The organism is Serratia sp. TSA_105.2 (genome assembly GCF_052692115.1).
This window is the reverse complement of record NZ_JBQZFT010000004.1, coordinates 197460-211449: the sequence shown is the minus strand read 5'-3', so window position 1 is coordinate 211449 and position 13990 is coordinate 197460. Positions and strand designations below refer to the sequence as shown.

Here is a 13990-nt window from a genome sequence, read left to right as displayed (position 1 = left end):
GGCCGGGCGGGATATTTCATCGTCACTTAACGCTTGGGGAATAAGGTTTATGTCCAGTGATTCGGTTTCCGCGCCCGCCGTCGGCGCGGCGCTCCCCTGCCCGCCGCGGCTGCTGACCGCCATTATCGTCTTCGCCGCCATCGCGCCGGGCATTCTGATGACCGCCCCCGCCGTGGCCGCCCAGCTCGCCGCACAGTGGCAGCTCGGCCCGGCGCAGATCGGCCACCTGTTCTCCACCGAACTCGGCGCCATGAGCCTGGCCACGCTGCCGGCGTGGTGGTGGATCGGGCGCATCAACTGGCGGCGGGTCGCTACGCTGTCGGCGCTGGTGTTTATCGTCGGCAACCTGGCTTCGGCGCTGGCGCAGGACTTTACCCTGCTGCTGCCGCTGCGCTTTATCGCCTCGCTGGCGGGCGGCACCCTGATGATCCTGTGCATCACCTGCGCCGCCGGCACCGCCAATCCCAGCCGGGTCTATGCCTTCTGGGTGCTCGGCCAACTGGTGCTGGGCGCGGTCGGGCTGCTGGTGCTGCCGCCGCTGTTCGCGCACTTCGGCCTGATGGCGGTCTACCTGATTCTGGCGGCCATCATGCTGTGCTGCCTGCCGCTCATCCCGGCATTCCCCAACGGTTTCACCGCCGCCCGCGCCGCCCGCAGCGGCCCCGCCGCCTCGCTGGCGCGCAAGCTGTGCGCCGTGCTGGCGGTGCTGACCTTTTACATCAGCCTGAGCGCGGTCTGGACCTTTATCGGCGGCATCGCCGCCGGCGCCGGGCTGTCGCCGGCCCACAGCGGCCAGGTGCTGGCCGTCGCCACCTTGCTCGGCATCGTCGGCGCGGGGGCCGCGGCGCTGATCGGCGCGCGCTTCGGCGGCGGGCGCCTGATCGTGCTGGGGTACGCCCTGCTGCTGGCCAGCGTGGCGCTGCTGACGGGCCAGCCCCTGCTGCTGCGCTTCGCCCTGGCGGCCCTGCTGTTCAAATTCACCTGGACCTTCGTGCTGCCATTCATTCTGGCGCAGGTCGCCGGGTTGGATAACGACGGCAAGCTGATGAACGGCATCAACCTGGTGATCGGCGGCGGCATGGCCATCGGCCCGACGCTGGCCGGCTCTCTGATCGAATCTTCCGGCGGTTTCAACGCCTTGCTGTTCGGCGCGCTGGGCTGCGCGCTGCTGTCGCTGCTGTTGATTTCGCTGGCTTCACCGCGCGCACCGCGCCGTATAACAGGAGGAGAAAGGTGAAAAGAACAACCGGTTTCTTGTTTGATGAACGCTGTTTCTGGCACAGCACCGGCCTGCACGCCACCACCCTGCCGGTCGGCGGCTGGGTGCAACCGCCTTCGGGCGCCGGCCACGCCGAGTCGCCGGAAACCAAACGGCGCATGAAGAATCTGATGGACGTGTCCGGCCTATCGCGCCAGCTCACCCTGCTGAGCGCCGAACCGGCGACGGAAGAAGACCTGCTGCGCATTCACCCCGCCCACTACCTGCAGCGCTTCAAACAGGTGAGCGACAGCGGCGGCGGCCTGCTGGGAGAGGAAGCGCCGCTGGGGCCGGGCAGCTATGAAATCGCCAAACTCTCCGCCGGACTGGCCTGCGCGGCGGTGGAGGCGGTGCTGCAGGGCGAGCTGGATAACGCCTATGCGCTGTCGCGCCCGCCGGGCCACCACTGCCTGCCGGATCAATCGATGGGCTTCTGCTTCCTGGCCAATATTCCCATCGCCATCGAGCGCGCCAAGGCTCGCCATGGCCTCGGCAAGGTGGCGGTGCTCGACTGGGACGTGCACCACGGCAACGGCACCCAGCACATCTATTGGCAACGCGGCGACGTGCTGACGCTGTCGCTGCATCAGGACGGCTGCTTCCCGGCGGGCTATTCCGGCGAACGGGATCGCGGCGAAGGCGACGGGGCGGGCTGCAACGTTAACGTGCCGATGCTGGCCGGCGCCGGCGACGACGGCTACCTGCACGCCATGCGGCGCATCATTATCCCGGCGCTGGAAAAATTCGAGCCGGAGCTGATCATCGTCGCCTGCGGCTACGATGCCAACGCCCTCGATCCGCTGGCGCGCATGCAGCTGCACAGCGACAGCTTCCGCGCCATGACCGCGCTGGTGCAGGACGCCGCCGACCGGCTGTGCGGCGGCAAGCTGGTGATGGTGCATGAAGGCGGCTACGCCGAATCCTACGTGCCGTTCTGCGGGCTGGCGGTGATGGAACAGCTGAGCGGCGTGCGCACTGAAGTGCAGGATCCGCTGCTGGCGTTCATCCAGCAACAGCAGCCGCGCGACGCCTTCAACCGCTTCCAGCGCGAAGCGCTCGACGAGTTGGCGCGCCAGTTCGGCCTGTAATCCCCTCTTTGCGGGCGCCGCACCCGGCGCCCCTGACAACCTCGCCGCCAGCCGCTACGCTGAAGGACAACCCTACCACTATGAGAACAATAAGATGCCCGAACAAACCGTCAGCTTTATCAAAGGCCGTCACGGCGACATCGCCGTGCACGACTGGGGAAACGACCAGCCGCGCTATCTGGCGCTGCTGATACACGGCTACGGCGAGCATCTCGGCCGTTACCAATACGTGGCGCGCACGCTGCAGGCGCAGGGCGCGCGGGTGTTCGGCCCCGACCATCTCGGCCACGGCCTGTCGCAGGGCGAACGCGTGCTGATCGAGGATTATGACGCCGTGGTCGACGACGTGCAGCGCGTGGTCAGCTATTTCCGGCAGCAATACCCCACCTTGCCGCTGGTGGTGATCGGCCACTCGATGGGCGGCATGATCGCCACCCGCTACGTGCAGCGCTACGGCGAGGAGGTGCGTGCGCTGGTGCTGTCCGGCCCGCTGCTTGGCGACAGAACGGCGATCTCCGATCTGGCCGAACTGCCGACGATCCCCGACGCGCCGCTGGATACCGCCACCCTGGCGCGCGATCCGGCGGTCGGCGCGGCCTATCAGGAAGATCCGCTGGTGTGGCACGGGCCGTTCAAGCGCCCCACCCTGCGCGCCATGCAGCGGATCCTCGCCGCCATCAACGCCGGGCCGGGCTTCGGCGCACTGCCCACGCTGTGGATCCACGGCGACGACGATCGGCTGGTGCTGATGAGCGAAACGCAAACCGCGCTCGACCGACTGCGTGGCGACGATTTCGAACGGATGATCAATGCGGGCGGGCGGCACGAGAGCTTTAACGAAACCAATAAGGATCAGATCCTCAAGCGGGTGACCGATTTTATTACGCGGGCGTTAGGCTAAGGCGCTCCCCCTCGGAGCATGCTGAGGGGGGCATGACGGCGTCAGCCCTCGACGATGGCGAGGTAGTGTTTGACGAAGCGATCCGAGGTGATGTCCCAACGCACCGGGGTGCCCTTCTCGACGAACCAGGAATCGCCGGCCTGATACTGCACCGATTCGCCGGTGCGTTCGTTGGTCAGGGTCGCGCTGCCTTCCCACACCGTGGCGTGCTCGGCGAACGGATATTCCATCACGAAGCTGCCGCGGGTGCAGCTGAACACGCCGCAGTTCAGGTTGTCGGTCGGTTCGCCGAAGATGCTGGCCACGCCGACGGTCGGCGTGCCGGCGATCACCGTGGCGCCCAGGTTGCTGACGCTGCCGATCTCCAGCAGTTCCGGCAGCGGTTGTTTAAGCAGTAACGGTTTCATGTCATTCTCCTCTGAGGGTTAACGGCGGCCTTTCCAGTAGCCGGATGTCTGGTGCCAAACCTTACCGGCGGTGGTCATCACCCGCCGCAGCTTGTCCTTGCCGAAGATGTTGACGTGCGGGATCGAGCTCATCAGATCGTAACGATCGGATCCTTCGCTCATGCCCTCCGCCAGCACCTTGCACACGATGTGGCTCGGCGTTACGCCGAAGCCGGAGTAGCCCTGCACGTAAAACACATTATCGCGATCCGGCAGCGTGCCAATCTGCGGGAACAGGTTGGCGCTGCAGCACAGCGGGCCGCCCCAGGCCAGATCGATCTTCACGTCTTTCAGGTACGGGAACACCTTCAGCATCAGGTTGCGGTTCCAGGCCTTGAGATCCGACGGGAAATATTCGATCAGCCGGGTGGCGCTGCCGAACAGCAGCCGGTTTTCGTTGGTCACCCGGTAATAGTCGATCACCGGGCGGATGTCGCTGTAGGCGCCGCGGATCGGGCTGATCTGACGGATCAGTTCGTCAGACAGCGGCTCGGTGGCCAGCTGGAAGGCGTAGGTATTGATGGTCTTGCGGTAGATCTGCGGCTCCATGCCGTTGAGAAAGCCGTTGCAGGCCCACAGCATCTTGTTGGCGCGCACCGAGCCCATGGCGGTGCGCACCGTGATGCGCGGCCCGTACTCCACGTTGAGCACGCTGCTGTTCTCGAAGATTTTCACCCCGTAGCCGCTCAGCGCCTTGGCCTCGCCCAGCAGCAGGTTGAGCGAATGCACGTGGCCGCCGCCCATGTGTTTCAGCGCGCAGGTGTAAGCGTCGGAGCCCACCACCTGCTTCACCTCCGCCCCGGTGTAGAGCTCAATCTCCTCCTGCGGCGCTACCGCCTTGAACTCCTTCAGCCAGCCGCGCAGGGTCTTCTCCTGGCGCGCGTTGCTGCCGAGATAGCCGTAGCCGAAGCAGAAGTCGGCGTCGATGTCATATTTCTTGATGCGCTCGCGGATAATGCCGGCGCCGAGGTTGCTGATTTTGAAGATGGTTTCCAGCCCGGCCGGGCCGACGTGGCGCTTGATCTTCTCCAGATCGTGGCCGATGCCGGCCATCACCTGGCCGCCGTTGCGCCCGGTGCCGCCGTAACCCAGATAGCGGCCTTCGAGAATGGCGATGTTGGTGATGCCCTTCTCCGCCAGCTCCAGCGCGGTGTTGATGCCGGAGAAGCCGCCGCCGATGATCACCACGTCGACGTCCAGATCCTCTTCCAGCGTCGGGAAGCGCAGATCGTATTTTTTGGTTGCCGCGTAGTAGGTTAAGGACTCGATTTCGTTGTTCACTGCCGCACTCCCGATTGCCTATGCCATGACATCGGATTATCGGGAGGCGGCAGCCGTGCCGCTATGTCCCCTTAGGGACATTTTTCCCCTTCATCTTTCAAACTACAGCGTTGTTGGCTGCTGACGTTCACCCCAGTCACTTACCTAAGTAAGCTCCTGGGGACTCTCGTCCTTGCCGCCTGGCTGTAGTTCGAAAGCTATAGGGGATAGATCGATGCATTCACGCGCTGCGGCGCTGTGGGGCGGTCAGCAACAGGCTGAACAGTTCGGCCTGCGAGCCGATGTTCAGCTTCCCGTAGATGTTCTTGCGGTGATTTTTTACCGTGCCTAGGCTGATGAACAGCCGGTCGGCAATCTGCTGCGAACCGCAGCCGGCGAGGATCAGATCGACGATCTCGCGCTCGCGCGGCGTCAGCAGATAGCGCGCCCGGGCGCCGTCATCGTTCACCGTCGCGGCCTCGGCCGGCGCCGCCACCACTTCGCCGTGCAGCCGCGCCACGCTTTTCACCAGCGTTAGCGCGCTGCGCAGATCCGCCCGCTGCGGGTAGCGCACCGCCACCGTGCGGCACGCCGAGCCGAAGAACACCCCCAGCCCGCACTCCGGCGTCAGCTGCAGCAGCACGCCGGCCTCATCGTGCCAGCCGGTCTTGCGATAAAAATTACGGTAATAGTCGCTGTGATAAAACCCGCAGGGCGCCAGCTGGCGCAGCGTGAGCACCTCGCCTTCGCCGCCGTCGCTCAGCGCGCGGTAAAACGGATCCTGCAGATAGGCGCCCTGTTGGTAGATCTGGTTGACCGCATCGCTGTTTTCCCGCTCGGTTTTGATCAGGCAGCGCGGCGGCCGGCCGCGTTCGAAGGCATAGACGATGGCGTTGTCGAAGGCGAAAAACCCTTCCAGCCAATTCAACAGGCTGGGATAAAAGCGCGGGCTGGCCACCGCATCGATCACCGCAGACAAGCGTTCAACCTGAATATCCATACCCGCCTCGCCATTATTAATACATTAACAATCTACCGATTTCGGATGGGGTTGGCCGCATGGCGGCCAGTACTGTTAAAAAAAGCATCCGGCGCGCCGAAATGCAAGAAAGCGATCGTTTACATGTTAAACAACTCACAAGTTGCCGCAGCGGGGAAAGCGGTGGCCGCTCCGCGCCCGCTGGCTTATGCTGTGGCATCGCGCCCTGCAACGCCGTCAAGGAGACCTCATGTCCGTCAGCCACATCATCGCCAACCGCCAGACCTGGTTCGGCCACGGCAGCATCCAGCAACTGCCGCCGCTGCTGCTTGCCGATCCGCAGCCGACGCTGCTGTTCAGCTGCCGATCTTTTCTCAACGGCCCGGTGTACGCCGGCCTGCGCGAATCGCTGGCGCCGCTGCTCATCGGCACCGAGATCGTCAGCCACGAGGCGTCGCCGCAGGAAATAGACGCCTGGGTGGCGCGCTGGCGCGGCCAGGCACGGCGCGTGGTGGCCATCGGCGGCGGCAGCGTGCTGGATGCCGCCAAGGCGTTCTCCGCGCTGGTGGAGCATCCGCTGCCAACGCTGCGCTATATGGAAAAAGTGGGCGACAGCAAAATCAGCGGCGCCACCCTGCCGCTGATCGCCATTCCCACCACCGCCGGCACCGGCAGCGAGGTGACGCAGAACGCGGTGATCACCGACACCCAGGTCAGCAAAGTGAAGGCCTCGCTGCGCCACAATAACTTCGTGCCGCACACCGCCATTCTCGATCCGCAGCTGCTGGCCGGCGCGCCGGACAAGGTGCTGGCCTACTGCGCCATCGACGCCTTCATCCACCTGTTCGAGGCCTATCTGTCGAAAACCGCCGGCGCCATGACGCGCGACATGTCGCTGAGCGGCATCCGCCACTTCCTCGCCGCCTGGCCGGCGCTCAACCGCAGCGATGCGGCGCGCGAAGCGATTATGCAAGCTTCGTACCTTGGGGGGCTGACGCTGAGCGCCGCCGGGCTGGGAGTGATCCACGGCATCGCCGGCGAGATCGGCGCGCTGCGCGACTACCACCACGGCCAAGTCTGTGGCCGCCTGCTGCTGCCGTTCCTTGCCCTGCTGGAAAGCAGCGAACAGCCGCAGCAACGCGCGCTGATGGCCGAGCTGGCCGCGCGCCTGTACCCGCACTGGCAGGGCAGCCCGGAGAGCTACCTGACCGATTTCATCACCCGCCACGCCATCGCGCCGTTCTGGCAGGACGATTTGCCGATTTCCGGCCAGGAACTGGCGGTGGCGCTGGAAAAATCCAACAGCAAGAATTCCTGGATCGACTATGCGCCGGCACAGCGGCAACGGATGATCGAAGAGGCGTTTCGCGTCGAATGATTATATAATCAGATCAACGCACTAGCAGGAGTAAGGAAATGGGCATCATCGGCTGGATCTTCGCCGGCATCGCGGTCGGCATCCTGGTCGGCGCGCTGATCAGAATCTTCGGCAAGAAGAAAGAGCAGTAAGCGTCACGCTGTTCCGTGGGCCGCCAGCAGGCACTCATGGAACAGCTTCACCACCCGCTGCGGCACCGGCGAGCGGCGCAGCACGCTGGAGTATTCGCAGTGATAGCGGAACAGCGCCGGTTTGATCGCCCGCATCATATTCTGCGCCACGAAAAACGCCGCGTAGTGATCCGGCAAAAAGCCGACGTATTTGCCGGACAGGATCAGCGTGGCGATCGACTCCTGCGCGAACCCCGTCGCCTTGCGATGCAAATGTTGCTGCAGGCTCAGTTCCATATTCGGCGAATGGTAGCCTAATCCGGCGAAGGCATAATTGTGCAGCAGATCCCAATTTAATGTTTCATGGGGGGCGGGAAATAATTCATGCTGCGCGCCACAATATAAGAACATCCTCTCACTGAATAACGAATGATAAGATAAACTTTCCGCGCTGCGGTGCATGGGAATAACGCCAACCTGAAATTGCCCGTCAATGACGCCGCGTTCAATGGTATTAATCGGCTCCACGTACATTTGCAAAGAAACCTCCGGCGCACGCTCGCTGAATAATGCGATGGCCCGGCCGATCTGCGCCTGCGGATTGCTGACCGTATGGTCGAATATCGCCACGTGCAGCTGCCCGCCCATGCGCTGGTGCACCTCGTCTACCCCGCGCCGGAACGCCTCGGTGGCCGCCAGCAGGTTGACCGTTTCCTGGTAGATAAGCAGCCCCTCGTCGGTGACCGCAAAGCCCTCGCGCCCGCGCTGGCACAGCGTCAGTCCCAGCCGCTGCTCCAGATCCTTGATGTGCTTGCTGATGGTCGACAGGCTGATGTTCAGCTCCAGTTCGGCGGCGCTCATGCCGCCGCAGTCGACCACGGCCTTGAATACCCGCAGCAAACGCAGATCCATATCCGACAATTGCCCTAACAGCGCGCGCTTTTTTACTTGCATAAAACCTTAAGTAAGTTTCGACATATGATTATTCACAGTAGAGAACAAGCGGTACATAGTCAATTTCGCACAACAATTCGTTAACAACTCGGTTTATTTCATTAATCGCTCTTATTTTCCTGTTCGGAGGAAAACATGGCCGCTGAAAATCACCCGCTAAATAGTCTCGATGCCGAAGGGTTAGAGGCCCATTGGATGCCTTTTACCGGTAACCGTAATTTTAAAGCGCAGCCGCGCATCATTACTCAAGCCGCGGGGGCGTATTACACCAGCCATGACGGCAGAAAGATTTTCGACGGCCTGTCCGGGTTATGGTGTTGCGGATTGGGGCACGGCCGGCAGGAAATCACCGACGCCGCCCAGCGCCAGCTGGCGACGCTGGATTACTCGCCGGCGTTTCAGTTCGGCCACCCGCTGTCGTTCGAACTGGCCAACAAGATCAAGGCACTGACGCCGGCGGGGCTGGATTACGTGTTCTTCACCGGCTCCGGATCGGAAGCGGCGGACACCTCGCTGAAAATGGCGCGCGCTTACTGGCGCGCCAAAGGCCAGGCGGGAAAAACCTGCTTTATCGGCCGGGAAAAGGGCTATCACGGCGTTAACTTCGGCGGTATCTCGGTCGGCGGCATCGCCGGCAACCGCAAGACGTTCGGCGCCGGCGCCGAAGCGGACCACCTGCCGCACACCCTGCTGGCCGGCAACGCCTTTTCGCGCGGCATGCCGCAACAGGGGGCAGAGCTGGCGGAAGAGCTCAACCGCATCATCGCGCTGCGCGACGCCTCAACGATCGCCGCGGTGATCGTCGAACCCTTCTCCGGCTCCGCCGGGGTGATCGTGCCGCCGGTCGGCTACCTGCAGCGCCTGCGCGAAATCTGTACCCAGCATGACATTCTGCTGATCTTCGACGAAGTGATCACCGCCTTCGGCCGCTGCGGCGCGATGACCGGCGCCGAGGCGTTCGGCGTCACGCCGGACATCATGAACATCGCCAAACAGGTGACCAACGGCGCGCAGCCGATGGGCGCGGTGGTGGTGCGGCCGGAGATCTACCACACCTTCATGAACGGCGGCGAGCCGGACTACCAGCTCGAATTCCCGCACGGCTACACCTACTCCGCCCACCCGGTCAGCTGCGCGGTCGCGCTGGCGACGCTGGACATCCTGCAGCGCGAACAGATGGTGGAGCGCGTACAGGCGCTGGCGCCCTACTTCGAGCGCGCGGTGCACAGCCTGCAGGGAGCCAAACACGTCGCCGACATTCGCAACATCGGCCTGGCGGCCGGCATTACGCTGGCGGCGCGGCCGGGCGAACCGGCGCGGCGCCCCTTCGAGGCGGCGATGCGCTGCTGGGAAAGCGGATTTTACGTGCGCTACGGCGGCGACACCCTGCAGCTGGCGCCGCCGTTCATCAGCAGCGAAGCGCAGATCGATGCGCTGATCAACGCCGTGGGCGACGCCCTCAACGCCACCGAATAAGGAGAGAACCATGACCATTACCCATTGGATCAACGGCGAGCCCGCCGCCGGCGGCGAACGCAGCCAGCCGGTTTACGACCCGGCCACCGGCCAATCGGCGCAGGAGGTGCAGCTGGCCGACCGCGCCACGGTGGAGCGCGCCATCGCCGCCGCCGAACAGGCCTATCCCGCCTGGCGCGACACCCCGCCGCTGAAGCGCGCGCGCATCATGATGAAGCTCAAGGATCTGCTGGAGCAGCACGCCGACGCCATCTGCCAACTGATCACCGCCGAGCACGGCAAGGTGCTCAGCGACGCCCTGGGCGAACTGCAGCGCGGCATCGAGAATATCGAATATGCCGGCTATGTGCCGGAACTGCTGAAGGGCGAACACAGCAAAGAGGCCGGCCCGAGCATCGACAGCTGGAGCGAGTTTCAACCGCTGGGGGTGGTGGCGGGCATCACGCCGTTCAACTTCCCGGCGATGGTGCCGCTGTGGATGTGGCCGATGGCGGTGGCGTGCGGCAACACTTTCGTGCTGAAGCCTTCCGAGCGCGTGCCTTCCGCCGCGCTGTATATCGCGCGGCTGGCGGCGGAAGCCGGGCTGCCGCCGGGGGTGCTCAACGTGGTCAACGGCGATCGCGAAGCGGTGGAGACGCTGCTGCATGACGGGCGCGTCAAAGCGATAAGCTTCGTCGGTTCGACACCGGTGGCGGAACACATCTATCACACCGGCTGCGGGCAGAACAAACGGGTGCAGGCGTTAGGCGGCGCCAAGAACCACGCGGTGGTGCTGCCGGACGCCGATATCCCCGGCGCGGTCGGCGCGCTGATGGGCGCCGCCTTCGGCTCCTGCGGCCAGCGCTGCATGGCCATCCCGCTGGTGGTGGCGGTGGGCGACGGCACCGCCGAAGCGCTGATCGCCGGGCTGCGGCAACAGATGGCCGCCATGCGCGTCGGCCCCGGCAGCGACAACCGCAACGACATGGGTCCGCTGGTGACCCAAGAGCATTATCAGAAGGTAAAAGGCTATATCGATCAGGGTGTGGCCGAAGGCGCCGAGCTGCTGGTGGACGGGCGCGAACTGCGCGTGACGGCCGCCGACGGTCACCCCAGCCAAGGCTATTTCCTCGGCCCGACGCTGTTCGATCGCGTGACGCCCGGCATGCGCATCTATCAGGAGGAGATCTTCGGCCCGGTGCTCGGCGTAGTGCGCGCGGCGTCGCTGCCGGAGGCGATGGCCTTGATCGACGCCCACGAATACGGCAACGGCACCTGTCTGTTCACCCGCGACGGCGAAGCAGCGCGCTACTTCTCCAGCCGCATTCAGGTCGGCATGGTGGGGATCAACGTGGCGCTGCCGGTGCCGGTGGCCTACCACTCGTTCGGCGGCTGGAAGCGCTCGCTGTTCGGCGATCTGCACGCCTACGGCCCGGACGCCGTCAGGTTCTACACCAAACGCAAGACCGTGACCCAGCGCTGGCCGGCCTCCGGCGATGCCCGGCGCGCCAGCTTCAGCTTCCCGTCGGGACAGGGGTAACACATAAGAACAATAAACTTCCGGGGAGCAACGCTCCCCGGCATTTCCGCGCGCTCCATTTGATTCCTGCGTACAGCCTGTGCAGCAAAACAATAATTCACTCACACGTTAATGGAGTCGTTATCCCATGAAAGAGTCCGCCCCTGAACACACCTTCAAAGGCAATCTCAGCGTCCTCGACGTGGTGATGATCACCGCGTCCGGCGTGACGCCGGCCAGTTCGATCTTCGTCATCGCCCCGCTGGCGATCGCCAGCGCCGGCAGCGGCGCCTTTCTGTCGTTTCTGATCGCCGCCTGCGTCGCCGCCGCCATCGCGCTGTGCTATGCCGAGCTCGGCGCCGCACACCCCAGCGCCGGCGGTGAGTACAGCATCATCAAGCGCCTGTTCGGCACCCTGTGCGGATTGCAGACCTACCTGTTTATCCTCAGCGCCTCGCTGTTCGTGCCGGCGGTGCTGGCCACCGGCGCGGTGCCCTACCTGAACACCGCGCTGGGCACCCAGTTCGACGCCTCGACCGCCGGCATGCTCACCGTGCTGGTCGGCGGCATCTGCGCCATTTTCAACATCAAGGCCAACGCCCTGCTGACCGGCGCCTTTCTGGTGGTGGAAGTGGCGGTGCTGGCGCTGATCGCCTGGCTCGGCTTCAGCCATCCGCATCAGAGCACGGAGATCCTCACCGCGCCGGTGATGCTGGACGCGCAAGGTAGCCTGGCGCCGGTGTCGCTGCCGCTGATCGTCGCCATGGTCGGGGTCGCGCTGTTCTCCTACAACGGCTACGGCGCGGCGGTGTACATGGCGGAAGACATGCGCGAACAGGGCAGGCCGATGGCGATCGCGATCATGCTGACGCTGGTCATCGTGGTACTGGTGGAGCTGGTGCCGTTCACCGCCCTGCTGATCGGCTCGCCGTCGCTGACCGAGATGGCCAAACAGGCCGATCCGGTCGGCTATGTGGTCACCCAGCTCGGCGGCCCGACGCTGGCGCGCGTGGTAAGCGGCGCGATTTATCTGTCGGTGTTCAACGCCATCATCGCCATCGTGGCGCAGTTCAGCCGCATGATGTTCGCCAGCGGGCGCGACGGTTTCTGGCTGCCGACGTTCAACCGGGCGCTGAAAATCATCCACCCGCGCTTCGGCACCCCCTGGATCGCCACCCTGCTGTTCGGCGTGCCCTCGGCGCTGCTGGCGTTTTGCTCCGATCTCGAATCGCTGACCTCGTTCACCGTGATCCTGCTGCTGCTGGTGTACATCATCATGGCGGTGGCGGCGCTGATCAGCCGCCGTCGCCGCCACTTCCACCATCCGTACCTGATGCCGCTGTGGCCGCTGCCGGTGGTGGTGGCGCTGCTGTGCTGCCTGTACGTGCTGTGGACGATTTTGATCGCCAGCAGCCTGAAAGACTTTATTATCATTGCCGGCATCATCGGCTTCGGGCTGGCGCTGAACCATCTGCGCGGCCGCCAGACGGCGCCCCTCGCCGCCCCCTCAATAGAAGGAGAATAACCATGACGCAGCGCGCTCAGGATCTGGGCATTATCATCGGACAGGGCACGCCCGGCCCGCTGAACGCCATCACCGACGTGCCCGGCGTGCGCGTTGGCCATGCCAGCATTCATGCCGATTTGGCGGACGGGCGCAGCGTGCGCACCGGCGTGACGGTGATCGAACCGCGCCCCGGCTCCGCCCGCCACGCGCCCTGCTTTGCCGGCGTGCACGTGCTGAATGGCAACGGCGACGCCACCGGCCTGGAATGGGTGCGCGAAGCGGGCCTGCTGACCAGCCCGATCGCCTTCACCAACACCCACAGCGTGGGCGTGGTGCGCGATGCGCTGATCGCGCTGGAGCGTGAAACGCTGCCCGCGGGCGACAACGCGGTGTATTGGAATATGCCGGTGGTGATGGAAACCTTCGACGGCCTGCTCAACGACATCAACGGCTTTCACGTCAAGGCCGAGCACGTGCGCCTGGCGCAGCAGGCTGCCCAGGGCGGCTTGCCGCAGGAAGGTGCGGTCGGCGGCGGCAGCGGCATGATCTGCCATGAATTCAAAGGCGGCAGCGGCACCGCGTCGCGTCGCCTGCCCGCCGATCAGGGCGGCTGGACGGTGGGTGCCATCGTGCAGGCCAACCACGGCAAGCGCGAGTCGCTGCTGGTCGGCGGTTACCCGGTAGGCCGGCATCTGGGGCATCTCCCCTCGCCGTTCACGCCGCAGTTGCCGCATCCCGGCATGGGCTCCATCGTGGTGGCGCTGGCGACCGACGCGCCGCTGCTGCCGCACCAGTGTGCGCGGCTGGCGCAGCGCGCCAGCATCGGCATCGCCCGCACCGGCGGCGGCACCGAGGACTCGAGCGGCGACATTTTCATCGCCTTCGCTACCGGCAACGACGGCCTGCCGCCCGCCGACTACGCCAATAAAGGCGCCTTCACCACGCCGCTGCGCATGGTGAACAACGACTACATTTCGGCGCTGTTCGCCGCAGTGGCGGAAGCGGTGGAGGAAGCGATCGTGAATGCGTTGCTGGCGGCCAATACCGTCAGCGGCAACGGCCATCGGGCGGAAGGGTTAAGCGCCGAGCAACTGGTGACGGCGCTGGAGAAAGCCGGCTGGCGGCGGTAAAAACA

The 13990-nt window shown here is 64.7% G+C and carries 12 protein-coding genes; 8 read left to right on the top strand and 4 right to left on the bottom strand.

Going from position 1 to position 13990, the window contains the following annotated elements:
- Positions 1 to 49 precede the first annotated feature (49 nt).
- From ACUTSC_RS15200 to ACUTSC_RS15190, 3 genes are all read left to right on the top strand, one after another.
- Positions 50 to 1237, top strand: coding sequence for an MFS transporter (locus tag ACUTSC_RS15200; RefSeq protein ID WP_197767050.1), 1188 nt, complete (start codon positions 50 to 52; stop codon positions 1235 to 1237).
- Positions 1234 to 2346, top strand: coding sequence for a class II histone deacetylase (locus ACUTSC_RS15195; protein WP_060428708.1), 1113 nt, complete (start codon positions 1234 to 1236; stop codon positions 2344 to 2346). The genes ACUTSC_RS15200 and ACUTSC_RS15195 overlap by 4 nt, the downstream gene beginning before the upstream one ends.
- A gap of 94 nt (positions 2347 to 2440) precedes the next feature.
- On the top strand, positions 2441 to 3247 hold the full coding sequence (locus ACUTSC_RS15190) for an alpha/beta fold hydrolase (protein ID WP_197767051.1): 807 nt from the start codon (positions 2441 to 2443) through the stop codon (positions 3245 to 3247).
- A 41-nt stretch (positions 3248 to 3288) separates the two neighbouring features.
- Here ACUTSC_RS15190 and ACUTSC_RS15185 read toward each other — a convergent pair whose 3' ends face one another.
- From ACUTSC_RS15185 to ACUTSC_RS15175, 3 genes are all read right to left on the bottom strand, one after another.
- A complete protein-coding gene (locus ACUTSC_RS15185) occupies positions 3289 to 3654 on the bottom strand; it encodes a cupin domain-containing protein (RefSeq protein WP_019454941.1) in 366 nt (121 codons plus the stop codon).
- Positions 3655 to 3672: 18 nt separating this feature from the next.
- Positions 3673 to 4974 carry an NAD(P)/FAD-dependent oxidoreductase gene (locus ACUTSC_RS15180; RefSeq protein WP_064291110.1) on the bottom strand — a complete coding sequence of 434 codons (1302 nt, stop codon included), beginning with the start codon at positions 4972 to 4974 and terminating at the stop codon, positions 3673 to 3675.
- 220 nt (positions 4975 to 5194) lie between these two features.
- Positions 5195 to 5953 (bottom strand): LuxR C-terminal-related transcriptional regulator, encoded by a 759-nt coding sequence (locus ACUTSC_RS15175; protein ID WP_197767052.1) that lies wholly within the window; start codon positions 5951 to 5953, stop codon positions 5195 to 5197.
- 229 nt (positions 5954 to 6182) lie between these two features.
- Here ACUTSC_RS15175 and ACUTSC_RS15170 point away from each other — a divergent pair, with 229 nt between their 5' ends.
- On the top strand, positions 6183 to 7310 hold the full coding sequence (locus ACUTSC_RS15170; RefSeq protein WP_197767053.1) for an iron-containing alcohol dehydrogenase: 1128 nt from the start codon (positions 6183 to 6185) through the stop codon (positions 7308 to 7310).
- A gap of 134 nt (positions 7311 to 7444) precedes the next feature.
- Here ACUTSC_RS15170 and ACUTSC_RS15165 read toward each other — a convergent pair whose 3' ends face one another.
- A complete protein-coding gene (locus tag ACUTSC_RS15165) occupies positions 7445 to 8374 on the bottom strand; it encodes a LysR substrate-binding domain-containing protein (protein WP_197767054.1) in 930 nt (309 codons plus the stop codon).
- Positions 8375 to 8509: 135 nt separating this feature from the next.
- On the opposite strand from ACUTSC_RS15165, the gene ACUTSC_RS15160 reads away from it, so the two are divergent.
- From ACUTSC_RS15160 to ACUTSC_RS15145, 4 genes are all read left to right on the top strand, one after another.
- Complete coding sequence (locus tag ACUTSC_RS15160) at positions 8510 to 9850, top strand: aspartate aminotransferase family protein (protein ID WP_047729079.1); 1341 nt, start codon at positions 8510 to 8512, stop codon at positions 9848 to 9850.
- A 10-nt stretch (positions 9851 to 9860) separates the two neighbouring features.
- Positions 9861 to 11369: a CoA-acylating methylmalonate-semialdehyde dehydrogenase gene (locus tag ACUTSC_RS15155; protein ID WP_197767055.1), complete on the top strand. Its 1509-nt coding sequence runs from the start codon at positions 9861 to 9863 to the stop codon at positions 11367 to 11369.
- 127 nt (positions 11370 to 11496) lie between these two features.
- Complete coding sequence (locus tag ACUTSC_RS15150) at positions 11497 to 12873, top strand: APC family permease (RefSeq protein WP_060440827.1); 1377 nt, start codon at positions 11497 to 11499, stop codon at positions 12871 to 12873.
- A gap of 2 nt (positions 12874 to 12875) precedes the next feature.
- Positions 12876 to 13985: a P1 family peptidase gene (locus ACUTSC_RS15145; RefSeq protein ID WP_197767056.1), complete on the top strand. Its 1110-nt coding sequence runs from the start codon at positions 12876 to 12878 to the stop codon at positions 13983 to 13985.
- Positions 13986 to 13990 lie beyond the last annotated feature (5 nt).